Below are 25,142 nucleotides of genomic sequence, written 5' to 3' on the forward strand. Positions count from 1 at the left end.
ATGTCACAAAAAAAAATTATTGTAGTTTTTGGAGCAACAGGTGCCCAGGGCGGCGGTTTAGCGCATGCAATTCTTAACGATAGTAACAGTGAATTTGCTGTTCGCGCAGTAACCAGGGATCCAAATTCTGATAAAGCAAAAGCACTCGCTAAAATGGGCGCAGAGGTTGTATCTGGAAATGTGGATGATATGGAAAGCATGAAAAGGGCTTTAGCTGGTGCCTATGGAGCTTATTTCGTTACATTTTTCTGGGATCATTTTTCTCCGGAAAAGGAAATGGCGGAAGCGAAAAACATGGCGGCCGCAGCCAAAGAAGCAGGGTTAAAACATGTCATTTGGTCGACGCTGGAGGATGTAAGAAAGTGGGTTCCACTCGATGACGATAGCATGCCAACGCTGCAAGGAAATTATAAAGTGCCACATTTTGATGGGAAAGGTGCCGCTGATCAGTATTTTATTGACGCTGGAGTGCCGGTTACTTTTATGCTGGCTTCTTATTACTGGGATAACTTGATTTATTTTGGAATGGGGCCAAAGAAAGATAAAGATGGTAAACTGGCCATCACATTCCCAATGGGCGATAAGAAAATGGCTGGAATAGCTGCTGCTGATATTGGCAAATGTGCTTATGGGATATTTAAAAAGGGTCCCGAGTTAATTGGCAAAAGGATAGGAATCGCTGGTGATCAACTCAGCTGTACTGAAATGGCTAAGGAATTATCCAAAGCTTTAGCGACAGAGGTTTCCTATAATGACATCAGCCCTGATCAATATCGGAGTTTAGGTTTTCCTGGGGCTGATGATTTAGGTAATATGTTCCAGTTTTATCGCGATTTTGATGAAGTGTGTAATGGTGTGCGTGATGTGAAATATTCCAAAGTGTTGAATCCGGAATTGCAATCCTTTGATATGTGGCTCGAAGCTAATGCAAACCGCATACCTCTTGAATAAGGTATGCGGTTTGCAATATATTATGCATTCTCCAGATCCGCGATAACCAGTTTTTTCATTTGCATCATTACCTTCATCACGTTTTGTGTACGGGCTGGGTCAGTAACCAATTTCCCTAATGATTTTGGTACAATCTGCCAGCTTACCCCATATTTGTCAGTTAACCAACCACAAGCAACTTCATAGCCGCCATTAGCGGTTAGCAGGTCCCAGTAATTGTCGATTTCATCCTGCGTTTCACACTCTACAACTAACGAGATGGCATCATTAAAGCTGAAGCCATGTTCGGCTGAGCTGTCCATGACCATCGCTACGAAATCATTGATTTTAAATTGGGCATGTTTCACAAAATCAACACTTTCTTTATCGCCTTCAGCGTATTTCATGATGCCTTGGATGCTAGAATTTGGAAACAACTGTGTATAATAATTTACGGCGTTTTCGGCCTGACCCGCTTTGTCACCTGTAAACATTAAAGTGGGACAGAATTTTTGCGGTGTATCTGCTTTATCTCCGGTGTACAATTGCCAGGATACCCCGTATTTATCTTGCACCCAACCATATTTAGGACTCCAATCATAGCTGTCCAATGGCATAAGTATACTTCCGCCTTCAATCAATTTATTCCAGTATTTTTCTGTTTCTTCTGCAGATTCACAGATAACCATAAATGAAATGGCGGGATTAGGATCTGTAGACGGTCCATCGTTAAGTAACATGAATTTTTCTCCGCTCAATTCAATTTGTATAACAAATGATGAGGTTTGATTGATTTTCCCTTCTCCAAAAGTTTGGATATAAAAATCCGCTGCTTCTACAATTTTACCTCGGATAGTTAGACAAGGATAAATGGAATTTTTCATAACTGTTAAGCTTTAAGTTTTTGTATTTTATCTACACTAAGTTACTGTTGTTTACAACCATTCCTGATTGTATAATCGACAATTTAAGGGGTGATATGCGACAAATAGCATCGCATATTAAATGCAATAGGCAAGTCCGGACAGTTTCTCTGGCTTTACGCCCTTTTGCTGGATAAGCACCTTGTACTTACTCCCCATATCCAGTAAAAGGGTATGACTTATGGCTGCGACTTGTGCCGCAGCACGGAGAACATCTTTTTCTTCGGCCAAAGATTTGACCAGGTGTTCTCTAAAGCCAAATGACATTAAAAAATATCCTTGATTGGTAAGTCCGCATGTTGCTAATCCGTCTTTTGCTCCCCAATGTGCTAAGGCAGAAAAATTAATATGGCAAGTCATGTCTTGTTCGCCAATATGCTCATACGGAGAATCATTTATTGCGTGCTGGTGGTAACAGAGAAGTGTACCCTGACTTTTACTGGCTTTGTACACCTCTGAATTCTGAAAACCATAATCGATAGTAAGCACATAACCGCTGTTGAGCGCTGAAGCAATTTCGGCCATCCAGTCTAGTGCCTCCAAATTAATTTCTGTACAGTATCCTCTTGGAAGATCTATATTCAATTCTGATAAGTAGTTTTTAAGCGCTGGATTAGCTGGGAGTAAGGTTTCCGCAAAACCATTTTTGTGGTTTACATACACTTCCATCAGTTCCTGCTGCATCACTACGCGGTGAACGGCAAAATTATCGACAAGTTCATTTGATAAGATACAGCCATTTACCTCTTTAATTTCTTGAATTGAATTGTACCATTCCACCTTTTCAGATAAATGTTTAGCTTCTTGATCACACATTACCGGGCTCTTCTCTATGATGCAGTAGCGCAGCTCTTTGTACATCCTTTCATTGTTCTTTAAATGATTAAGGATAGATTTGCAGAGCTCACCAGTACCCGCACCATATTCTACAATGGTAAAGGCGGGACTACCCATATGCACCCACATCTCCTCTAGCTGTTTTGCTATCATTACGCCAAACACAGGGCTGAGGGTGGCGCTGGTATAAAAGTCACCTTTTTCCCCAATGATATCGGGGCTTGATGTGTAATACCCCATTTGAGGATGATACAAACAAGTCTCCATATAATCATGGAAAGATATAGGTCCATGCTCGTGAATTTGCCGGATAATATGTTCAGAAAGTGGAGCGGAATTTGCCAATGCCATTTCGGTGTCCTCCAATTTTTGTAGCTGGCTTATTCCAACCACATCGTAAGAACAGCTATAAAAAAAAGTAGTTTGTTTTTTTTTATAAAACTGTTGTCATCAGTATTTGTTCTTTACCAAAAGCGGGTTTCATTTATGAGTCTGATTTTTTGCATCTTTTTAACGCTCGTTACATAGAGGATTTTAATTCTCATTAAGGAGATCATATAATGGAAACATTTTCTGTAAAATTCACGACGGGTTGTCTTGATTTAAGCGCTATTGTCACTGCATTTGACCATTACCGTCAATTTAAGGTGGAAATGGTAACAAACGAGCCTAGTCCGATTCTAATGAATCGTTCGTTAGATGGAGTATGGACGATTGTAAAGCGTGGTGAAAGAAAGATTTCTGATCTTGGATTTCAGGAATTGCAAGCGGCCATTGAAATACAACTGGATAAGTTTAAGGGTGTAACTCACATGTTGGTGCTTACTGATTTCTCGGACGCAGCGCAGAACGCATGTATGTATGCGGCCGCATTGAGTAAACAGTTGAAAACGACGAACATGATGCTGTATCATTCCTATGAGTCTATTTTATTACCACCAACAGGCTTTACTCCGGTTGGTTCCAAAACTGCAGATTCATCGGAGGACAGTTTGACTAAGTTAACCAAGCTAAAAGACATGATGCAGCCATTGGTATCTCCTAAGACAGAAATAAAAATTCAAAGTGATGAACGAACATTGGTTACAGCGGTAAACATGCTAGTTCAACAACAACGCGCCGGGCTTGTAGTAGTCGGGATTACTGGAAAGAGTAAGCTGGAAAGAGTGCTTATAGGTAGCAATACCTTGGATTTAGCAAATGATTGTCTAGCTCCCTTATTAATTGTACCACCCGTGGCCGTTTTTAAAAGAATTGAGAAGATCGTATTTGCCTGCGACTTGAGGCGAGTATCAGAATCGACCCCTGTTCTTGCTATGAAAGGTTTGATTGATGCGCTAGGGGCGACCTTATACATCTTAAATGTAGATCGTGATGGGGCACGCTTTAATCCTGATACAATTAAGGAGATCTCTGATCTTCACCTATTGTGGGATGGAGGGGAGCCTGAATACCATTATACTAGTCATGAAGATACGGCCACTGGAATTATGGAATTCGCAGACAAGATTAAAGCAGATCTGGTCATCACCGTTCCCAAAATATATGGTTTTTTTGAAAGTATTTTACATCGCAACCTTACGAATAAGTTAGCCTACCATACACACCTTCCTTTATTGTTGTTTAGGGAAGAGCTTTGATCTGTTTCTTTTGGTCAGCAACATCCATAGCTTGATTTTTTATCCAATCCCGATCTTCCCGAAAATCCTCATCAGCATGAAAATAATAGCTAGGTCTATGAGACGCTTTTGTTTTCTCAGACCTTGTGCTTTTTGGGTCTTTATTTTTTGCTTTCATGGTAGAAAAAATAAGTTAGTTGCTATATAAACATACCAGGAATCAAAATGTTTTGATGAAATGATTAAAAATATGGAAAAGATGAGCGATGATGGTGCAGTTTTTATTGGGAACAGGTATATTTACCGCAATTATGGGTTACGCAAAAGAAAGAGGAAAGCTTGAACAGCTAATAGTTAAAATTGCAAGTATAAATACTTACGATCAGAAAAGTTTAGCAATTTTAGTAGATAGCTACGAAAAGTACTCACACACGGTGAGAATATTGAAGAATAAAAATGCGGACAGCTTTATGGATCTGTATACAAATGAATTACAAGCTATAAAAGAAGCTAAAAAAACGCTTAGAGAAAGTGATTCTGATGAAAATCGTCAGCTCAATTTCGTCGCTTACAAAGCGTCAATTGTAAGTGCATTAGAAAAGACCATTAAAACTACACTGGATACTTTGTAGTTAAATATGCCGCTGTAGGTATCCTGTACTCAGGATATCTATTTTGCTGTCACCCGATTTTTTTAAACGCAATGTAAATTCTTATCTTTATTTACGTTTAAAAAAATCTTCCTATGAAATCTCTCTCTAAACTACTACTCTTTACATTATTGCTCTCCTCATGTGCATCTCCGCAGAAATTATATGAGAAAGGGGAGTACAGCAAAGCTTTTTATGCAGCGATAAGTGATCTTAAAAAGAACCCTTCAGATGCCAATGCTTTAAGAATTCTTCCAGATGCTTATAAGGAGGCCTCAGCAAAGTATGAGCAAGATATTATGGCCGTAAAAGGTGGTAAGGGGAGAAAGGGAGAACGACTAGCGGGGATCTACAACGGCTATTTATCGCTGCGAAAAATGTATGAAGCAGTCGAAAATGCAAATCTTAAAATTGATGCTTTTACTCCCCGAAATTATGCCACAGAGTTAAATCAGGCGGCATTGACCGCGGCAGAAGCGCATTACAATAGAGGAATAGCTTTGCTGCAACGTAACGATCGTGCAAGTGCGCGTAAAGCTTATGACAACTTAAATCTAGCCGACAGCTATGTTCCCGGTTATAAAGATGTTATCGAAAAGAAGCAGCTGGCTCATGAAGCTGCGATTACCAATGTGATGGTGACGAAGCTGGATCAGCGTTTTGGGCATTACAACATCAATGGTAGCTTTTTTGAGAGGGATATTTTATGGAATCTAAATAACATTGGCAATTCCAATTATTACGAATTCTACGGCTTAAATGATAGGCAGCCCGGTAGCAGAAGAATAGATCAGTATATGGAGCTTTCTATGTACGATGTCTGGTTCAGTAACCTGGCTAGTAATAATTACTCCTATACAGTATCCAAACAAATTCCTGTAAAAAGTGATAAAATGGCTGGAAGTGTGAGTAACATTACGGTAACGGCTACCGTACGTGCCACAAGGAGGATCGTGAATTCTAGAGCGGTAATGGATTACAGGATTACAGATGCCTTTACCCACAGAACAATTGCTGCCGATCGGATTCCGGCACAATATACCTGGGAAAGGATTACTGGTAAATATACGGGAGACTCAAGGGCCTTAGGCGATAAAGAACGTGCAATTATTAATGGTGCATACAATAACCAACCAGATTATAATGAGCTATACCGGGAGCTTACCCGACAGATTATGAGTCAATTTGACTTCAGAATGCGCGATATATATCGCTAATGCTTTAAAGACTAAAACTTTATTTTTAATTTGTAGTTAGTTCATAAATAATTAAATTACAATGTATTAATTATGAACTAACTATGAAGTTTAAACACGCTCTACTATTTTCAGCGACCGTGCTTTTGGCCTGCACAGCTGGAAACGAAAAAAAACAAGCCGAAACCATTGCAATTAAAGGAACCTGGCAGCTCGTGTCGGCCACTACGGTTGAGAATGGGCAAGAATCATTTACTGATTACACTAAAAATCAACGGATGATCAAAATTATCAATGATACACATTTTGCCTTTTTGAGACATGATTTAACGCTAAACAAAGAAGGTAAGAATAATTTTGATGCAGGAGGTGGAAAATATAAATTGGTCGGCGACCAGTATACAGAGTCTTTAGACTTTTATAATGATAAGAACTGGGAAGGTAAAACTTTCGATTTTAAGGTTAAAATTCAAAACGACACCTTGGTACAAACAGGAATAGAAAAGGTTGAAGCAGCAGGAGTAGACAGGGTAATTACTGAGAAGTATATCAAGGTGAAGGATAATTAGTTAGATCCCTAACTTATTTACAACATTTATGCTTTAATTTGTAATTCACAACGCCTCTCTTTTCCTAATATAAGCAGGGCGTTAGCAGGGATTATTAATGTTTAAATATTTAAAGCTTAAGTGGGAAAATAAATGGCTCCAAATGGTAGGCGATGCAGAACGCTTTTCATTGGAAGGTCGTATATTTCATGCCAATAGTATTGCTATTATTTTTGCTGTTTTTGTAACTGGGATTTTTAATTATGCCAGCTCCCTACATTTTGCAGCTTTAATTTCGGTTGTAATTCTGTTTGTTCAAATTGGCTTATTCGCATTGAGCCGATACAAAGGCAAGACCAAACTGGCCGTCATATTATCTGTAATTCAGATTAACTTCGCTATTACAGTAGCGTATTTTTATAATGCTGGTGCAGCAGGAAGTATAATGTTACTGTTTGTGTTGAGTGTATTCCTGACATTTCTTATTATTCCACGTAAAAAGTTAGCCTTCTGGTATATTTTTAATTTAGTATCCGTATTTGCAGCGCTCGGGGTTGAGTACTTTTATCCGGACAGCATACAGCAGCATTATTCGAGTAGAGCTGAAGGCTTTGCCGACATTGCCTTTACCTACCTTCTGGTTAGTGTAATGATTGCTGTAGGTACGATCCAATTGCGTAGAAGTTATCGTGCGCAAAAAGAAAGGGCTGAGGAAAAAGCGGTGAAGCTGGAGCTGATGAACAAGGAGAAGGATAAACTTTTTTCAATCATTGCTCATGATTTAAGTACGCCATTAAATTCATTACAGCAATATCTGCAACTGCTCAACGAAATGGAGCTAAATGCCGCAGAACGTTCGGAAGTAGAGCAAAACTTATCGGCCTCCTTATCCGACGCGCAATACTTGTTAGGTAATTTGTTGGAATGGGCAAAAAAACAGCTCCATAATGCACCTATGGATTTGAAGCCTATGGTACTGTATACCCAGGTATGGCCTACTTTACGCATGTTTGAACAGGTGGCATCAAGAAAAAGCATCTCACTAATTATTGACATTGATAAAGATGTGGCAATTCTTGCCGATGAAAACATGTTTGATCTGGTGCTGCGTAATTTATTAAACAATGCGGTGAAGTTTACCAAGTTAAACGGCAAGATTTGGGTAAATACTATTGTAAACAAAAATCACTGTGTATTAGTGATCAAAGACAATGGTATCGGTATTTCAGCAGAGCGACAAGAGGAAATATTTAGCTTAAACATAGCCTCCAGTTACGGAACGATGAATGAAAAGGGGACTGGACTAGGCCTGGTACTCTGTAAAGACTTTATTGTTCAGCAAGGGGGAGACATTTGGTTTACAAGTACAGCCGACGAGGGAACCGCATTCTATGTAAAAATGAAGCTGGCTCAATAAGCTTGTCCAGGGGTATCATTTTCAGCATACGTTTAAAATTGGTAACTTTACGATCTTGATTTTTAACAAATAAAACCTACTTTGGAACAACAATTATTAGATAGAAGCGAAAACAAATGTGAATTATGCCAGTCGGCCGGACCTCTAAAGGTATACGAGGTTTTACCTCAATCAGGCAGAACTGAAGATAACTGTATCCTAATCTGCGATAAATGCCTGGGTCAGATAGAAAAAACTGAAGGGCTGGATGTAAGACATTTGAACTGCTTAAGAACAAGTATTTGGAGTGCCGTTCCAGGCGTACAGGTAGTAACCTGGCGTTTGTTACATCATTTAAAAGACGAGAGCTGGGCTACAGAGAGTTTGGAAATGATGTATATGGACGACGAGACTTTGGCATGGGCACAAGCAGGTGCTGATGAGGATGGAAGTGACACTGTTGAGGTTCACAAAGATTGCAATGGTCAAATGTTGGAAACCGGAAACGCTGTGGTTTTAACAAAAACGCTAGATGTTAAAGGTTCTTCATTGAGTGCTAAATTAGGTACTGTGGTAAAGAACATTCGTCTAGTAGAAGATAATACCGATCAGATTGAAGGTAAGATTGAGGGACAGACAATTGTAATTCTGACTAAATACGTAAGAAAACAAAACTAAAATGAACAAAGCTATATTTCTAGATCGTGATGGTGTTTTGAATCACGAGAGAAACGATTACATTACCAAACTGGAAGATTTTGAAATATTAACCTATCAGATTGCGCCATTAAAAAAGCTACATGATGAGGGATATCTTTTGATTATCATTACCAACCAGGGTGGAATTGCACAAAAACGTTATACAGAAGAGACACTTGCAGAAATGCACAAAGCCTTATATGCTAGTTTTGAAGCCCAAGGTGCATTGATTACTCATGCCTATTACTGTGCGCATCACCCGACTGTCTCTGGAGACTGCGATTGTCGTAAACCAAAATCAGGAATGCTATTAGAGGCCATTGCAACCTATAATATTGATCCAGCACAGTCTGTTATGATTGGTGACAAGCCACGCGATGTAGAGGCTGCAAATGGGGCAGGAGTGAAAGGTATTCTAATCGCACCTGACGAACAGATTGATTATGATTTGGTAAAGCAAGTATTAGCCGGAGATAAATTCGATGTCTTGTCGGAAGCTATGCTTAAATAAATTACCAATAACAGATTGTTTTGAACTTTCTACTAAAGCGGTCGTCATGCTAATTTATTTCAGCATCTCGCAAAAGAAAGGCGGCTTAGTAGGTGCGAGGTCCTGAGATAAACTCAGGATGACGTGCACAGACATAAAAAAACCTTGATGAAATGATCATCAAGGTTTTTTTATGATTGGTTTTTAAATATTATTTTCCTGAAGCCTTAGCGTGGTCAGCTAAGAAAGTAGCTAAACCGCTATCAGTTAAAGGGTGTTTCAATAAAGCAGTAATCGCTGCCAAAGGAGCTGTAATTACATCAGCACCCAATTTAGCACAAGCAACAATATGCAATGGTCCGCGGATAGAAGCTGCAAGGATTTGAGTAGGATATCCGTAATTGTCAAATATCAATCTAATATCTTCAATTAAGACTAAGCCGTCAGTAGAAATATCATCTAAACGACCTAAAAAAGGAGAAACATAAGAAGCTCCCGCTTTAGCAGCCAATAAAGCCTGTCCAGCAGAGAAGATTAAAGTGCAATTGGTTCTGATTCCTTTTGAAGATAGATATTTAATTGCCTTTACGCCATCTTTAATCATAGGGATTTTAACTACGATTTTAGGATCTAATTTAGCTAGCGCTTCACCTTCCTTAATCATTTCCGCATAAGTTGTTGAAATAACTTCCGCGCTTACGTTGTCATCTACAATAGCGCAAATCGCTTTATAGTGGGCAATTACATTGGCATCGCCAGTAATACCTTCCTTAGCCATAAGACTTGGATTAGTGGTTACACCATCTAAAACACCAAGGTCTTGTGCTTCTTTTATCTGGTCAAGATTAGCTGTATCAATGAAAAATTTCATGTTGTTTAAATTAGCAAATTGGTTAACGTATAAATTCTATCAAATAATTTCGCCTAAATTAGGCAATTACATTGAGCTCTTTTAAGAAAAATTGAATAATAAGGGGGATGTTTCAGATTTACTTCTATTGAAAAAAGTAAAAAATGGGCAAGCACCTTTTATCGCATCGCTACAACCTTCTACCCTTGCTTCGTTCCCGCCCTGGGGGAGTTCAAAGGGAGCTGATCGTAAAAGACTTGCCCGCCACAAAAGTAGGAAAAGAGTTTAGTCTACCAAAGAAAAATGCATAAATATTTAAGTTCTTTTAGTAGAAAAGACCTAATCAATTGAGGGTAAATAGATTGAAAGGATAAAAATTAACAAATTATATTTACTAGTTTTATAATTCAATTATCAAGGTAGGAGCCGGCAAATATTGCGATCTGATGGCCTGATGCAAGCTTATGAAAATCAATTCTAAATAACAGGATTACTAATGTCATAATTTCAATCGTTGCATTTTATCAATATCGCAATATAGGTGGGATTAATTTTAAATATGTTGTATATATCCTAAAAAATATATAAATATTATAATTCGTCATTTTTTATTCGTATCTTAGTGTCCTAAATACACTATACCAAACTATTATTAAACGGAACTTATGGAATTAACACAAGATAACCAAGGGTTATACGACCAGCGTTTTGAACATGATGCGTGCGGCATCGGATTTGTAGCTCACATTAAGGGCAGAAAGTCGCAACAAATCATTTCGGACGCGATAACCATTCTTGAAAATCTTGATCACCGCGGGGCAGTGGGAGCCGAAATCAATACTGGAGACGGTGCTGGTATCATGATACAGATACCTCACGAATTCCTGTACGATGAATGTCTTAAAATCGGATTCAGTCTAAATGAATCAGGAGATTATGGCGTAGGGATGCTTTTTTTACCGAAAGATGTAAAAGCAAGAGAAGAATGCAGAGAGATTATTTACAGGGCAGCGGAAAAGCTTAACCTTGAAGTCTTAGGCTTTAGAAAGGTGCTGACCAACACCGAAGGTATTGGCGATATGGCCTTATCTGTAGAGCCAGAAATGGAACAGGTGTTTATTGCCCGTCCTTATGAAATTGCTGCAGGTGCAGATTTTGAACGTAAACTATATGTATTCAAAAACTACCTGTCTAAAACCATTAACACTACTGTAAAAGGTATTAATGGCGAATTTTATATCGCTTCTTTTTCTTCCAGAACCATCGTATATAAAGGTCAGCTTACTTCATTACAAGTTAGATCTTACTTTACCGAATTAGGTGATAAGCGCGTAGTGTCGGCATTTGGATTGGTGCATTCCCGTTTTGCAACCAATACATTCCCTTCATGGAGATTGGCACAGCCTTTTAGATACATTGCCCACAATGGTGAGATTAATACCTTACAGGGTAACCTAAACTGGTTTAGAGCAAGTGTTAAGTCTTTCGCTTCTCCATACTTTACACCAGAAGAATTAAATATTTTACTTCCTGTTATAGATGAGTCGAACTCAGATTCAGGATGTTTAGATAATATAGTAGAATTATTACTGCACTCAGGCCGTTCATTACCGCATGTATTGATGATGCTGATCCCAGAAGCATGGGACGGTAACGACGATATGGACGAACTGAAACAAGCTTTCTATAAATTCCATGCTACTTTAATGGAGCCATGGGATGGACCGGCAGCAGTTTCCTTTACAGATGGTAACCTAATTGGTGCTACCCTGGATAGAAACGGTTTACGTCCGCAAAGATATGCCATTACTGAAGATGACCATGTAATTATGGCTTCTGAGGCAGGCGCTTTAGCACTTGATCAAAGCAGAATCATTGAAAAGGGTAGGTTAACCCCTGGTAAAATGTTTGTGGTTGACATGGAGCAAGGTCGTATCATCAGTGATGCAGAAATTAAACAACAAGTTTGTAGTAGAAGGCCTTATGGCGACTGGATCAATCAATATCAAATCAGACTGGAAGAACTTCCTGAGCCTAGATTGGTATTTAGTGGTTTATCTCAGGAGTCAATTTTTAGGTATCAGCAGGTATTTGGTTATAGCAGAGAAGATGTAGATCTGATCTTAAAACCAATGGCCAGAGATGCTAAAGAGGCAATCGGTTCAATGGGTACTGATATTCCATTGGCAGTTCTTTCTCAGAAACCACAGCATTTATCTTCATACTTTAAGCAATTATTTGCACAGGTTACCAATCCACCAATCGACCCGATCAGGGAAAAAGTGGTGATGAGCCTTGCAGGCTTTATGGGTAACAATGGTAATATATTGGAAGAAAACGCCCTACAGTGTCACTGTGTGGGTATTAAACACCCAATCTTAACCAACCACGAGCTGGAGAAACTAAGAAGTATTGATACTGGTGTATTCCAATCTAAAACCTTGCAGACTTACTTCAGAGCTGATGGTAAGCCAGGTGCTTTGGCAAAAGGCTTAGATAGACTTTGTCGCTATGCAGTTGATGCGGTTGAAGATGGTTTCCAGGTGATTGTATTGTCAGATCGTGCATTGGATTCAGAACACGCTGCTATTCCTTCTTTATTGGCTGTTTCTACAGTACACCATCACTTGATCCGTAAAGGATACAGAGGTGCTGTAGGTATTGTAGTTGAAGCTGGCGACGTTTGGGAAGTGCATCACTTTGCAACTTTAATCGGTTTTGGAGCGACGGCAGTAAATCCTTACCTGGCTTTAGAAACCATTACAGGTTTCCAAAACGAGCTAGGTGTTAAACCTGAAAAACTAATTCAGAACTATATCTACGCTACTAATAATGGTTTGTTAAAGATCTTCTCAAAAATGGGAATCTCTACTTTACAATCTTACCATGGTGCGCAGATATTTGAAATTCTTGGCTTAAATAAAAGCGTGGTAGACAATTACTTTACCGGTGCTGTATCAAGAATTGGTGGACTAGGATTGGATGAGATCGCTAAAGAAACTTTAATTAAACACAATAGGGTATTTAAGTTGGCTAATCGCCCAGACCCAATATTACCTACAGGTGGTAACTACAAATGGAAACGTAAAGGTGAGCAGCATTTGTTTAACCCACAAACTATCCACTTGTTGCAAAATGCGACCCGTAAAAAGGATTATGGTGTTTACAAACAATACTCTAAACTGGTAAATGAGCAAACCAATCAGGCGTTTACCATCAGAGGCTTATTTGAATTTAATTACAATCGTCCGGCTGTTCCATTGGAAGAAGTTGAACCGATTGAAGGTATATTAAAACGTTTTGCTACGGGAGCTATGTCTTTCGGCTCTATTTCTCACGAAGCACACTCAACTTTAGCGATTGCCATGAACCGTATCGGTGGAAAAAGCAATACCGGTGAGGGTGGTGAAGATGAGTTGAGGTATGACCTATTGCCAAATGGCGATTCTATGCGCTCTGCGATTAAGCAGATTGCTTCGGCTCGCTTTGGGGTAACTAGTTATTACCTGAGTAACGCTGACGAGTTACAGATTAAAATGGCGCAGGGTGCTAAGCCTGGTGAAGGTGGACAGTTACCTGGTGAGAAAGTGGATGATTGGATCGGAAAGGTTCGTCATGCTACACCTGGTGTAGGTTTAATTTCTCCGCCACCGCACCATGATATCTATTCTATTGAGGATTTGGCACAGCTGATCTTTGATTTGAAAAATGCTAACCGCGAAGCTAGAATCAACGTTAAATTGGTTTCCAAAGCTGGTGTAGGTACAATTGCTGCTGGTGTAGCGAAAGCACATGCTGATGTGATTTTGGTATCAGGATTTGATGGTGGTACAGGAGCTTCTCCATTAACCTCTATACAACATGCTGGCTTACCTTGGGAACTTGGTTTAGCTGAAGCGCATCAGACTTTAGTTAAAAACCGCCTACGTAGTAGAGTTGTATTGCAGACAGATGGTCAGCTTAAAACTGGTAGAGATATCGCGATAGCTACTTTATTGGGTGCTGAAGAATGGGGTGTAGCTACTGCTGCGCTGGTAACTGCAGGCTGTATCATGATGCGTAAGTGTCACTTAAATACTTGTCCAGTTGGTGTAGCCACACAAGATCCTAACTTAAGGAAGTTATTTACAGGCGAAGCTGATCATGTGGTAAACTTGTTCTATTTCTTAGCAGAAGAGTTAAGAGAGACTATGGCTGAGCTTGGTTTCAGAACAATCCAGGAAATGGTTGGACAAGCGGATGCACTTAGTGTTCGTCCTATTGAAGAAGCTGACTGGAAATTGAAAGATCTTGATTTGTCGGCTATCTTATATAAAGCGCCAGACAATGGATTGAGCTTATATCAAACTGAAGTACAGGATCATGGATTGACTGATGTATTGGATCATGAACTGATTAAAGCTGCACAACCAGCATTGGCGAGTAAAGAGCCTATATATAAAGAGTTTGAGCTGAAAAACACGAACCGTGCGATTGGTACCATGCTTTCTAATGAGGTTTCTAAGGTGTATAAGAGTCAGGGTCTACCTAATGATACCATTAACTTCAAGTTTAAAGGTTCTGCGGGACAAAGTTTCGGTGCTTTTGCAGCTAAAGGTATTTCGTTACAACTGGAAGGTGAAGCGAATGACTACGTTGGGAAAGGACTTTCTGGAGCTAGATTATCGATCTATCCTTTCAGTGAAACTAAGTATGTACCTGAGCAAAACATTATTATCGGTAACGTAGCACTGTATGGTGCAACATCTGGTGAGCTTTTTGTACGTGGACAGGCTGGTGAGCGTTTTGCGGTAAGAAACTCTGGTGCTACTGCGGTAGTTGAAGGATTGGGCGACCATGGTTGCGAGTACATGACCGGTGGTGAAGTGCTTGTGATTGGCGGTACTGGAAGCAACTTTGCAGCTGGTATGAGCGGTGGTGTAGCCTGGGTTTACAATACCGCAGGTGATTTTGCCAGCAAATGCAATAAGGAAATGGTAGATCTTGATCCGCTTGACGAACAAGACGAACTGAGAATTAATGTATTACTGAAAAGACATATCCAGCTTACAAATAGTGATTTAGCTAAGTTTATCTTAAATGATTGGGCAACTCAATCTGCACACTTTATCAAAGTATTCCCTAAAGAATACAAAGCGGTGTTGCAAAAAAGAGCGCAAACAGTTAAAGTATAAGCCAAAATCAGATCACCAAACAAAGAAGATAATAATGACCATCACTAATAATTCAAATATATAATAATGGGAAAAGTAACCGGATTTTTAGAGTATGAAAGAACTGCTCCTGTAAAAGAAGATGCTAAAGCTCGTTTAAAACATTATAATGAGTTTGTAGAAGCTTTTGAAGCTGAACAGGTAAATACACAAGCAGCAAGATGTATGGATTGCGGAGTACCATTTTGCCAGTCGGGATGCCCGCTTGGTAATGTGATACCAGAATTTAACGAAGCTGTATATAAAGGAGATTGGCAGCTGGCATCAACTATTTTGTTGAGCACCAATAACTTTCCTGAGTTTACAGGCCGTATTTGTCCGGCACCATGCGAGTCTGCATGTGTGTTAGGTATCAACAAATCACCTGTATCTATTGAAGAAATAGAAAAACACATTATTGAGATTGCTTTCAGTAAAGGATATATCAAAGCCGAACAACCTTTAATCCGTACAGGTAAAAAGGTAGCGGTGATTGGCTCTGGTCCGGCTGGACTAGCAGCAGCTGCACAATTGAACAAAGCAGGACATGAGGTAGTTGTTTACGAACGTGACGATACACCAGGTGGCTTGTTAAACTATGGTATTCCTGATTTTAAACTACAAAAAGATGTAGTAACCAGACGTATTGCACTGATGGAAAAAGAAGGTGTAGTGTTTAAATGTAACTCCAATGTAGGTGTAAATGTAGAATTGAATACCTTGCTTAGAGATTTTCAGTCGATCATTCTTGCAGGTGGTTCTACGATTCCACGTGATCTTCCTGCTAAAGGTAGAGAAGCTAAAGGAGTACATTTTGCAATGGACTTTTTGAAGCAGCAGAACAAAAGAGTTAAAAACGTTAAGGTTGAAGGCGAAGATATTTTGGCAACGGATAAAGATGTGATTGTAATTGGTGGTGGTGATACCGGATCTGATTGTATTGGTACATCAAACCGTCAGGGTGCTAAATCGGTAACTCAGTTTGAGATTATGCCGATGCCATCACAAAGTCGTACCGATAATATGCCTTGGCCAACTTATCCGATGCTGCTTAAAGTAACGTCTTCACATGAAGAAGGTTGCGAAAGAGGCTGGGGTGTAAATACTAAGGAGTTTATCAAAGACGAGAACGGAAACCTTAAAGCGGTAAAAGTTGTTGATGTGGAATGGGATATCGATGCTACTGGTCGTCCTTTGAACTTCAAAGAAAAACCAGGTACTGAGCGTGATTTACCTTGCCAGTTGGTATTATTGGCCATGGGTTTCTTACATCCACAAAAAGAAGGCTTAATTGAAAAATTAGGTGTAGAAATAGACAACAGAGGTAATGTGAAAGCGGAAGAAGGTAAATACCAAACCAATATTGCTAAAATATTTGCTGCCGGTGACATGCGTCGCGGACAATCATTAGTAGTATGGGCTATATCTGAAGGCAGGGAAGCTGCACGTAAGGTAGATCAGTATTTAATGGGACATAGCAGTTTGCCATCAAAAGACGGCATTCCATACGCGTAATAGATCGTCATATTTTAACCAAAGCGCCTGTATCATTATCGTGATACAGGCGCTTTTTTTGTAATATTACGCTAACACAATCCTGACTATTATTTACGAAAAGTCAAAATGTATAAGTATGAACTAAGCCTGACAAATAGTTTTTTCTAAACTGCGTGCTTTGCAGGTATATGAGAACATTTTTCCTTTTTTTTATTAGTATAATATTAGTCAGCTGCAATCATTTTGAATTTAGTCCCAACCAAACCTTTGATGGTGTATCATTAAAGGTTATAAATGCCAATAATTTAAAGCGATTAGGGACAGGTGTAAATGATGATACAGTAAAATTTATTTTAACAGGGGACAGTCAGAGGTCGCGCGATGAAACAGTTAAACTTTGCAAAGCCGCAAATGCTATAGATGGAATTGACTTCGTAGTACTTAATGGCGATATCACTGAATTTGGTGTTCTTAAAGAGATGGTGTGGATTTCGCGAACACTTGAAGATTTGACCATGCCTTACATAGCCGTGATTGGAAATCATGATGAAACGGGTAGAGGCAAAGAGTCTTTCAGGAATATGTTTGGTGAATTAAACTATTCCTTTGTTTATGGCGGTATTAAATTCATTTGTCATGATTCAAATAGCCGAGAATATAATTTCAACGGACAAGTCCCAAATATGCCATGGATGAAAGCCCAGCTGCAGCCAAGTCCAGATGTTACAGGTTATATAGCAGTTTCGCATATACCAGTCAACTCTATAGACTTTGACAGTAAGCTGAAAGATGATTATATCAATTCTTTTGCGCAAACACCGGGCTTTCTTGCCTCTCTGAATGCCCACACGCACAATTTTGAAGTGTTTTATCCCGATAACTCAGGCATTCCGTATATCGTGACCAGTTCTATGGATAAGAGAGAATTCTTAGTTATACAAATTGTAAATAATAAATTAAGTTTTGAGCGTGTACCATTTTAAATTTAGAGTAGTTTTTATATTGTTGCTGATAGGCAGCGGCTTAAACGTTAATGCGCAGCAGCTTAAATTCCTAATTCCTGACGAGGCAATTATACAATATGCCGGTAGCATCGGCTATTTAAGTGCTGGCGCTGGGTATGAGATATTCGGCAATAAACGTGGTAATTTGTCTTTTCATTATGGATATGTACCCAAAAGCAAGGGTGGCGAACTACATATCACCACCATAAAATTGGCGTATAAACCATGGGAAATTCGTTTAAAGGATTGGGGGAAATTGTATCCCTTTAATCCTGGATTTTTTGCCAGTTATACTTTTCACAAGGATCTGGGCTTCCTTTTTCCTAAAGGACAATATCCGGGAGATTATTATTATTGGTCCGAGGCAATACGGCCACATCTCTCTTTTAATACTGAACTTGAGATAAAACCACCGAAAGCCTTAAGAAATAGCGGCATACGTGCAATGGGTGTTTATATAGAGACCAATACAAATGATTTTTATCTCATTAATTACCTGCAAAATACATCCGCACTTAGGATACATGATATTTTTCAGCTTGGAATAGGGCTAAGAGTTAAATTTTAACGACATAAACAGAAATGCCCCGATAGTTTATCGGGGCATTTTATCTTTGATATTTTACAACCTTAATTTAGCAAAGAAATCCCAAAGTACGATTCCGGCTGAGATCACGATATTAAAGGAGTGCTTTGTGCCAAATTGAGGAATTTCAATACATTGATCAATTTGCGCCATCACTTCATCACTTACGCCATTTACTTCATTACCGAAGATTAAAGCATACTTTTCATCAGTAGAGGGCTTGAAAGTGTTTAACATGGTACTTCCAGCTGCTTGTTCTATAGCTATGATTTTATAACCTTCAGCTCTTAAAGCGGATACAGCATCCAGTGTAGTTTCGAAATGTTTCCAGTTTACAGACTGGGTTGCGCCTAATGCTGTTTTTTCTATTTCTCTGTGTGGAGGCTGTGCAGTAATGCCGCACAAATAAACTCCTTCTACAGCAAAACCATCACCCGTTCTAAAAACAGAACCGATATTATGCATACTGCGTACATTATCAAGCACTACAACTACCGGAAGCTTTTCCTGTTCTTTAAACTCTTCAATACTCACACGATTCAAGTCGTCTAATTTTAATTTCTGCATGGCGCAAAAATAAAATTAAATTACCGAAGCACCAGTACCAATTTCACTGATATAGATTGTTGGAGCGTAACCAATTCTATCTGTATAAAAATCAGTTAGTTTTTTAGTAAAATCATCTTCCTGACCTTTTTTAAGCAGAGCGATGGCGCAACCACCAAATCCAGCACCCGTCATACGTGCACCAATTACATGTTCGTAATCTGAACAAAATTCAACTACAGCATCCAATTCGGCACCAGTAACTTCATACAAATCCTTCAAAGATTGGTGAGAAGCATACATTAAACGACCAAATTCTGTTAAGTTACCACTGTTTAGCGCTTTTGCGGCCTGGTTAACGCGATCATTTTCATTAACTACGTGCGTTGCGCGGTTTAAAACAATTGGGTCTGTGATCAGGTGATTGTATTCATCAAATTTATCAGCATTTAGTTCACAAAGGTTATTCAAGGAAATCTCTTTGTTTAACTGCTTTAAAGCCGTTTGACATTCCGCAACACGTTGGTTGTATTTAGATTCAGCCAGTTTACGTGGTTTGTTGGTATTTATAATGGCTAATCTATAGTTTCCAAGGTTACAGTCAACAATTTTATAATGAAGCGTATCGCAATTCAATACAATAGCTTTATCAGTTTCGCCAAAGGCAACGGCAAACTGATCCATGATACCACAGTTTACACCTATAAATTCATTCTCAACTTTTTGTGCAAGTAAAGGGATTTCTATTTTTTCGTAGCCTAGATTGAAATAAGAATTTAAGGCATAGGCCATTGCTACTTCAATAGATGCAGAAGAAGATAATCCTGATCCGATAGGGATGTTACCAAAAAACAACAAGTCCAGACCTGTAGTTAATGGATACTTTTTTATGATTTCATTAAAAACACCTAGTGGGTAATTATACCATTCTGCGCCAGTTTTGGTATAGCTGGATTGCACTGGAAATTCATGCTCTTCTGGAAAGTTTAAACTTTTAAATCTGATTACATTATCCTCGTTAGGAGCCATGCTTAGCCAGGTTCCGAGGGTTACTGCACAAGGCATCACAAGCCCGCCATTATAATCAATATGTTCTCCAATTAGGTTTACACGACCAGGGGTAAAATAATTTGCAGTTGGCTCATGCCCGTATTTTTCTAAGAACTTACTAATTAATTCCGTTTTCATTGTAATATTTTATGTTTGGTTTTGGTTTTAAGTTAAAGTATTGATAGTATTGTTAGTTCATAACAAACGCTCCTAATATACAATTTATGGAAACAAAGCTGATCAAGACTGGAAAATTTATTGATGAAAAAGAGGTCTTAGCAATAGAACTGACAAATATTCATGGCACCTATGTTAAAATATATAATTATGGGGCGATTATTGGCAAATTCGTAGTTGCCAATAAGAATGGGGACAAGCAAGATATTGTTTTAGGTTTTGATGATGTAGATCAGTATACAAGCGATGAATATTTAAATAGCTACCCTTTTTTTGGTGCTGTAATAGGACGTTATGCCAATCGGATTAAGAACGGAAGGTTTAGCATCGATGGCGCAACATATCAGCTTTCGCAGGCTCAAGGTGGCGATTGTTTACATGGAGGTGATGTCGGTTTTGACCGTAGGATGTGGGAAGTATTATCTACAATTGATCCGAGTGTTACGCTTCAATATGTAAGTCCTGACGGAGAGGAGAATTTTCCTGGGAACTTAACTGTACAGCTCACTTTTAAATTGACCGATGAAAATGAGTTGATTTTAGATTTTAAAGCGACTACCGATGCGCCTACAGCTGTAAACCTTACCCATCATGGCTATTTTAATCTAGCACCACAGGGCGGATCTATAGCAAATCACATACATAGAATGCCTGCAAGCAATTATCTGGAGCAAGATGATAATTATGTGGTTACAGGGAAACTAATCCCTGTGGAAGGAACAATACATGATTTTCTTGGTGATAAAGCGATAGGGAGGGATTGGGATCCTACAGAAGGATATGATCAGACTTACGTTTTAGATAAGCCTTATGGCGAGCTTACATTAGCTTCGGAAACTTCGGAAGAAACTGGTGGACTAAAACTCTCAGTTTATACTACAGAGCCTGTAGCTCATTTTTATACAGCTAAATATCTGGAGGTTAAAGGCGGCAAAGAAGGCAAGGATTATCATCCTTATGAGGCGTTTTGTGTAGAAACACAACATCACCCAAATGCGATTAATATTCCAACTTTTCCAAATACCGTTTTAAGGCCAGGGGAAAACTATAAACAAACTACAATTTACAAAATAGAACATAATTAATGAAGGTTGATATTTGGTCGGATGTAAGGTGTCCGTTTTGTTATATAGGCAAAAGAAAGTTTGAAATGGCATTGGCCCAATTTGAGAACAAAGACGAAGTAGAGGTGGAGTGGCATAGTTTTGAGCTAGATCCGAATGCTACCACTATATTGGATAAAAACGCTTATGATTACTTAGCCGAACGCTATGGCAAGAGTAGGGAATGGTCTGTAGAAACGCATAAACATGTAGCTCAAACCGCAGCTGAGGTAGGTTTAACTTTTAACTTTGAGCAGTCGGTAATTGCCAACTCTTTTGACGCCCATCGTCTTATTCAGATGGCTAAGCAGAATGGCGCGGGGGATTTAGTAGAGGAAAACTTGTTTAAGGCTCATTTCACAGATGGTAAAAATATTGCCGACCATGAGGTTTTACTTCAAATTGGTAAGGATAGTGGACTAAATGCGTTGGAAGTGGAAGTTATGCTGAAAAGCGATGATTTTACTGATGAAGTGAGGTATGACGAGAAAACCGCTCAAGATCTAGGAATCACAGGTGTTCCTTTCTTTATTTTTGATCAAAAGCTAGCAGTTTCTGGTGCACAACCACCTGAAACATTTTTAGGCGCAATGATTAAAGCTGGAGAAGAAGCTAAATAATACCAGATAAAACAATCGTATTAGCATGAATTGATAAGGAAACAATAGGTCTCTTTATAAGAACATGGATTTAACTACAATGTAACAAGGATGTAGTAGGGGCTTAAGAGGAATTTGTCCCTGTTATCCCCCTGTTAAGTCCCTGTTTGATCCCTGTTATCTCCTTGTTATATATTTCTTTAAACAGAGGACTTACCGAGTTTATTACGCTCTTGCCTCTAGGTTTTATTAATTTTTAGTTAATTTTTCATTTTTTTCTTTGATGATTTAGCCATTGGATTAAATTCCAGACAGAGCTCCACCCAATATTTAAGTTTCTTCTGATTGTCAAACGCGGTATCTTCAACATATACGTAGTCTTTCATGATACGGCCGTTGTTCATCATGTTGCGGCAGTTGCCTTTTTCCAGTTCAGTTTCTACTTTTTCTACACCGATACGACACAGCAGTTCTGTACCTGAGACGCAGATACACATCTTATCATTCACCATAAAACATATTCCACTAAACATTTCCTTTTCAGTTACATCTTCACGATCAAAGAGTAATTCGCGTACCCGATCGGCTAGGTGTTCATCATAAGCCATAGTTGTTTAATTTTAAATAATGTTCTAATGCAAATTTACTGAATATATGGGAAGTCGATTAGATAATCATTCTGTCAAGATTGAATTAATACTAGAGCTATTCACGAATAAATATCTTCATTTGTGACATGAAGTATCTTTTTATATTCATTGCTTATATCAGTATTAAATTATTAGACTAGAAGAATTAGGGTTTACGGAGATCTATGAACTAAAAGGAGGGATGCTGGCATGGGAAGAACAAGACTTACCTGTAGTTAAAGAGGAAACTCCCAGCCCACAATAGACTTCTACTCTGTTTTATACAACATTAATAACATGGTCAAACCATATAATAGTTCGAACTTCAAACTAGTTGAATCTTGGGTAACTGATGCAGATCTCTTACTTCAGTTCTCAGGAACAGATTTTTCTTACCCACTTACAGCGCAACAAATTATTGATTACCAGATTAGCCATCCAGATCGCTGCTTTTATATAGGCTATACTCATGATGATTTACCATTTGCCTTTGGTGAGATTATTCCTCAAGAAAGCGGTTATCCAAGACTAGCTAGGATTCTAGTGGGGAATTCAATTGCTCGAGGCCAAGGATTAGGCCGATATTTCATCGGATTGCTTGTGGAAGAATCTAAACGACTTTACAATACAGATACTGTTGAACTTTTTACATGGGATAAGAACTACGCAGCAATAAGGTGTTATGAGTCGGTTGGTTTCAAGTTTTTACCGGAGATATGTAAAGTAATGGTTCACAATGGCATGAGTTACAACATTCATAAGATGATCTATACTTGTCCGCAATAATATCCAGGACCTAAAAAGAAATTGTCCCACCTTCGAAGGGTTAACCCCAACCATAGTTTTTACAACAATAAGTTGTACCAGATTATCAACGAACCTAAAACTAGGATAAGGGATATATAATAGTTGCTCCGTTTTGACAGCGATTCCCACAAAATTTCTTTTTCAGTTAAAACATTCTTCCAGTGTCTTAAGTCTTGCTTTCTTTTACTTGTGGCTTTAGGCAACTTGTCCATACTTAAAGTTACACAATCGAACTGAATAACAACGTGGATATAAAATTAGAAGCTTTTGCTGATTAGGGATTAATATGAATTATGGGGATAAAATAGGAGAATGGCTATATCACTTAACCGCTCAAAATAACATTACAAAAGGTCTATAAAAAAAGAAAGAGGCACTCCATCCAGACGTTCCTCTATTCTAACCAAATATAAACCTGTATGAACGGGAGCTGCGCCCATTACTTGCTAACGCAAGTAATGGCTTCTTTTTTAGCTGATAGGGACAAGTGTAGGGACAACCTTAGGTTGAGCATGGAACTGAAGTTTCATGAAAATCAACAGATCAACAAAAGCAATCAGCTATTTACTAGCTAATCACCAAGGAGTAGAAATCTTCCTGTCAGTACCCGGAGTATCTGCCAAAGAACAAAAGTACTTTCTTGAGTACAACAACGAGGGACGTAAGAAGTACTATGGAAATGGAAGTATTAAACGTACGGCTATTGAATTCTTTAATACACTACCGGAGTACTATCAGGATAAGAAGGCGTATATCGAATCACAGTTAGCGGAACTGTACAAGCAGGATATTGATATTATCGTTCATGAATTACATGCAACACCAAGCGTAGGTGCTGTTACCATGAAGAGTACCGTTAGGGCTACCATTGAAGCATTTTATGCCTATAAAACGCTACAGAAGATGGAAGGGACTATAGAGAAACGTGCATTAAGCAATTACGGACAGTACCATAATAAATTACTTCGTTACTTCGATCTAGAACCACAGCGAAAATATACTTTAGCTGACCTGTCAGCGGAGTTTTGGCTCAGATACAGGATAGCCTTGCTTAATAACGAGGGCGGCATTAATACAAAACCATTGTGTAACGCATCTGTCAACCAACACTATCAATACATAACTCAGTTCTATGGATGGCTGATTGACTATAATGAGTTACCAGTCCGAAATCATATTAAGAAGTTAAAGAAGCTGAACGAAGCCAAGCAGGCTAAGCGGTTTAAGGTGCTGTCTGATCAGTTGCTTAATGAGTTCTATAGCGTACTGGAACACAAAGAAAAGTTACAATATACATCATTATACCTAGCAGCACTGCTGCTTTACGAGAACAATATCCGACTATCCGAACAGGTCTTGATTAAGGTAGGACATATTGATCTTAAACGGAATAGGCTAAGTGTTGTCAATAAGAAGAACGACACGGTAAGAACTGTAATCATTTCTGCTAAGGCTACGGAGTTGATTGAGATTATACATAGTAAAACTGTGAGGAAGGGCGTTGTTATCACAGATGAGATGTACTTATTCGGTGGTTACAACAGATTAAAGCCTGGAAAGCCCCTTAGTTATGAAGATCTAGGTACATGGATGCGGAGGTTTAGAAAAGCCTATCCACAATTTGCAGGAAGGACGTTGTATGAACAGAAACATACATCAATCACGAATCAGTTTGATGCAGGTATAGACCATCAAAGCATACGGGAGAGGGCTAACCATAGCAGTATAACTACTACAGAAATATATCTGCAAACCAACAAGGTTGTGGCTCCATATGAGTTAAGGTTGGACGATATGGAGTAGTAGACTTGAAA

23 protein-coding genes and 1 other RNA gene are annotated in these 25,142 nt (G+C 38.8%); 16 read left to right on the plus strand and 8 right to left on the minus strand.

Annotated elements, in window-relative coordinates:
• Positions 1-951: an NmrA/HSCARG family protein gene (locus FBD94_RS20515; protein ID WP_136881587.1), complete on the plus strand. Its 951-nt coding sequence runs from the start codon at positions 1-3 to the stop codon at positions 949-951.
• 20 nt (positions 952-971) lie between these two features.
• Here the strand turns inward: FBD94_RS20515 and FBD94_RS20520 are convergent, their stop codons facing one another.
• Positions 972-1,814 carry a VOC family protein gene (locus tag FBD94_RS20520; protein ID WP_136881588.1) on the minus strand — a complete coding sequence of 281 codons (843 nt, stop codon included), beginning with the start codon at positions 1,812-1,814 and terminating at the stop codon, positions 972-974.
• A gap of 117 nt (positions 1,815-1,931) precedes the next feature.
• On the minus strand, positions 1,932-3,056 hold the full coding sequence (locus FBD94_RS20525) for a class I SAM-dependent methyltransferase (protein ID WP_205945915.1): 1,125 nt from the start codon (positions 3,054-3,056) through the stop codon (positions 1,932-1,934).
• A gap of 194 nt (positions 3,057-3,250) precedes the next feature.
• On the opposite strand from FBD94_RS20525, the gene FBD94_RS20530 reads away from it, so the two are divergent.
• A complete protein-coding gene (locus FBD94_RS20530) occupies positions 3,251-4,330 on the plus strand; it encodes a universal stress protein (protein ID WP_136881589.1) in 1,080 nt (359 codons plus the stop codon).
• Here the strand turns inward: FBD94_RS20530 and FBD94_RS26005 are convergent.
• Positions 4,314-4,487 carry a hypothetical protein gene (locus tag FBD94_RS26005; protein ID WP_169472371.1) on the minus strand — a complete coding sequence of 58 codons (174 nt, stop codon included), beginning with the start codon at positions 4,485-4,487 and terminating at the stop codon, positions 4,314-4,316. The two genes, FBD94_RS20530 and FBD94_RS26005, sit on opposite strands and share 17 nt — an antisense overlap.
• An 88-nt stretch (positions 4,488-4,575) precedes the next feature.
• Here FBD94_RS26005 and FBD94_RS20535 point away from each other — a divergent pair, with 88 nt between their 5' ends.
• The 6 genes from FBD94_RS20535 to FBD94_RS20560 all read left to right on the plus strand — a co-directional run bounded on the left by FBD94_RS20535 (position 4,576) and on the right by FBD94_RS20560 (position 9,309).
• Positions 4,576-4,941: a hypothetical protein gene (locus FBD94_RS20535; RefSeq protein WP_225874675.1), complete on the plus strand. Its 366-nt coding sequence runs from the start codon at positions 4,576-4,578 to the stop codon at positions 4,939-4,941.
• Positions 4,942-5,054: 113 nt separating this feature from the next.
• Positions 5,055-6,176 (plus strand): hypothetical protein, encoded by a 1,122-nt coding sequence (locus tag FBD94_RS20540; protein WP_136881590.1) that lies wholly within the window; start codon positions 5,055-5,057, stop codon positions 6,174-6,176.
• An 83-nt stretch (positions 6,177-6,259) separates the two neighbouring features.
• Entirely contained in the window at positions 6,260-6,724 is a 465-nt protein-coding gene (locus FBD94_RS20545; protein WP_136881591.1) for a hypothetical protein, read from the plus strand.
• 97 nt (positions 6,725-6,821) lie between these two features.
• On the plus strand, positions 6,822-8,120 hold the full coding sequence (locus tag FBD94_RS20550) for a sensor histidine kinase (protein ID WP_136881592.1): 1,299 nt from the start codon (positions 6,822-6,824) through the stop codon (positions 8,118-8,120).
• Between the two features lie 81 nt (positions 8,121-8,201).
• Complete coding sequence (locus FBD94_RS20555; protein ID WP_136881593.1) at positions 8,202-8,777, plus strand: PhnA domain-containing protein; 576 nt, start codon at positions 8,202-8,204, stop codon at positions 8,775-8,777.
• A gap of 1 nt (position 8,778) precedes the next feature.
• Positions 8,779-9,309, plus strand: coding sequence for a D-glycero-alpha-D-manno-heptose-1,7-bisphosphate 7-phosphatase (locus FBD94_RS20560; protein WP_136881594.1), 531 nt, complete (start codon positions 8,779-8,781; stop codon positions 9,307-9,309).
• Between the two features lie 190 nt (positions 9,310-9,499).
• Here FBD94_RS20560 and fsa read toward each other — a convergent pair whose 3' ends face one another.
• Together fsa and ffs are read right to left on the minus strand one after the other, a co-directional pair.
• Positions 9,500-10,159, minus strand: a complete 660-nt coding sequence (gene fsa, locus FBD94_RS20565; protein WP_131608314.1) for a fructose-6-phosphate aldolase — start codon at positions 10,157-10,159, stop codon at positions 9,500-9,502.
• 142 nt (positions 10,160-10,301) lie between these two features.
• Positions 10,302-10,401, minus strand: an RNA gene (ffs, locus tag FBD94_RS20570) — signal recognition particle sRNA small type.
• Positions 10,402-10,803: 402 nt separating this feature from the next.
• Here ffs and gltB point away from each other — a divergent pair.
• From gltB to FBD94_RS20590, 4 genes are all read left to right on the plus strand, one after another.
• Positions 10,804-15,312, plus strand: coding sequence for a glutamate synthase large subunit (gltB, locus tag FBD94_RS20575; protein WP_136881595.1), 4,509 nt, complete (start codon positions 10,804-10,806; stop codon positions 15,310-15,312).
• 66 nt (positions 15,313-15,378) lie between these two features.
• A complete protein-coding gene (locus FBD94_RS20580) occupies positions 15,379-16,845 on the plus strand; it encodes a glutamate synthase subunit beta (RefSeq protein WP_136881596.1) in 1,467 nt (488 codons plus the stop codon).
• A gap of 170 nt (positions 16,846-17,015) precedes the next feature.
• Positions 17,016-17,810, plus strand: a complete 795-nt coding sequence (locus tag FBD94_RS20585) for a metallophosphoesterase family protein (RefSeq protein WP_136881597.1) — start codon at positions 17,016-17,018, stop codon at positions 17,808-17,810.
• The gene (locus FBD94_RS20590; protein ID WP_235884580.1) at positions 17,797-18,399 is read left to right on the plus strand and encodes a hypothetical protein; all 603 of its coding nucleotides are present in this window, start codon (positions 17,797-17,799) and stop codon (positions 18,397-18,399) included. Before FBD94_RS20585 ends, FBD94_RS20590 begins: the two co-directional genes overlap by 14 nt.
• 54 nt (positions 18,400-18,453) lie before the next feature.
• Here FBD94_RS20590 and FBD94_RS20595 read toward each other — a convergent pair whose 3' ends face one another.
• Positions 18,454-18,984, minus strand: coding sequence for an RNA methyltransferase (locus FBD94_RS20595; RefSeq protein ID WP_131608310.1), 531 nt, complete (start codon positions 18,982-18,984; stop codon positions 18,454-18,456).
• Positions 18,985-18,999: 15 nt separating this feature from the next.
• Positions 19,000-20,151, minus strand: a complete 1,152-nt coding sequence (locus FBD94_RS20600; RefSeq protein WP_131608309.1) for a galactokinase — start codon at positions 20,149-20,151, stop codon at positions 19,000-19,002.
• 86 nt (positions 20,152-20,237) lie between these two features.
• On the opposite strand from FBD94_RS20600, the gene FBD94_RS20605 reads away from it, so the two are divergent.
• Both FBD94_RS20605 and FBD94_RS20610 read left to right on the plus strand, forming a co-directional pair.
• Positions 20,238-21,275: an aldose epimerase family protein gene (locus FBD94_RS20605; protein ID WP_136881598.1), complete on the plus strand. Its 1,038-nt coding sequence runs from the start codon at positions 20,238-20,240 to the stop codon at positions 21,273-21,275.
• Complete coding sequence (locus FBD94_RS20610; protein ID WP_136881599.1) at positions 21,275-21,913, plus strand: DsbA family oxidoreductase; 639 nt, start codon at positions 21,275-21,277, stop codon at positions 21,911-21,913. The genes FBD94_RS20605 and FBD94_RS20610 overlap by 1 nt, the downstream gene beginning before the upstream one ends.
• 239 nt (positions 21,914-22,152) lie before the next feature.
• On the opposite strand, the gene FBD94_RS20615 is transcribed toward FBD94_RS20610, so the two are convergent.
• Positions 22,153-22,500 carry a TfoX/Sxy family protein gene (locus FBD94_RS20615; protein WP_136881600.1) on the minus strand — a complete coding sequence of 116 codons (348 nt, stop codon included), beginning with the start codon at positions 22,498-22,500 and terminating at the stop codon, positions 22,153-22,155.
• A gap of 318 nt (positions 22,501-22,818) precedes the next feature.
• On the opposite strand from FBD94_RS20615, the gene FBD94_RS20620 reads away from it, so the two are divergent.
• Both FBD94_RS20620 and FBD94_RS20625 read left to right on the plus strand, forming a co-directional pair.
• Positions 22,819-23,307, plus strand: coding sequence for a GNAT family N-acetyltransferase (locus FBD94_RS20620; protein ID WP_136881601.1), 489 nt, complete (start codon positions 22,819-22,821; stop codon positions 23,305-23,307).
• A gap of 549 nt (positions 23,308-23,856) precedes the next feature.
• The gene (locus FBD94_RS20625; RefSeq protein ID WP_136881602.1) at positions 23,857-25,131 is read left to right on the plus strand and encodes a tyrosine-type recombinase/integrase; all 1,275 of its coding nucleotides are present in this window, start codon (positions 23,857-23,859) and stop codon (positions 25,129-25,131) included.
• The last annotated feature ends 11 nt before the right edge of the window (positions 25,132-25,142 follow it).

This window comes from Pedobacter hiemivivus (assembly GCF_005144565.1).
Classification (GTDB): domain Bacteria; phylum Bacteroidota; class Bacteroidia; order Sphingobacteriales; family Sphingobacteriaceae; genus Pedobacter; species Pedobacter hiemivivus.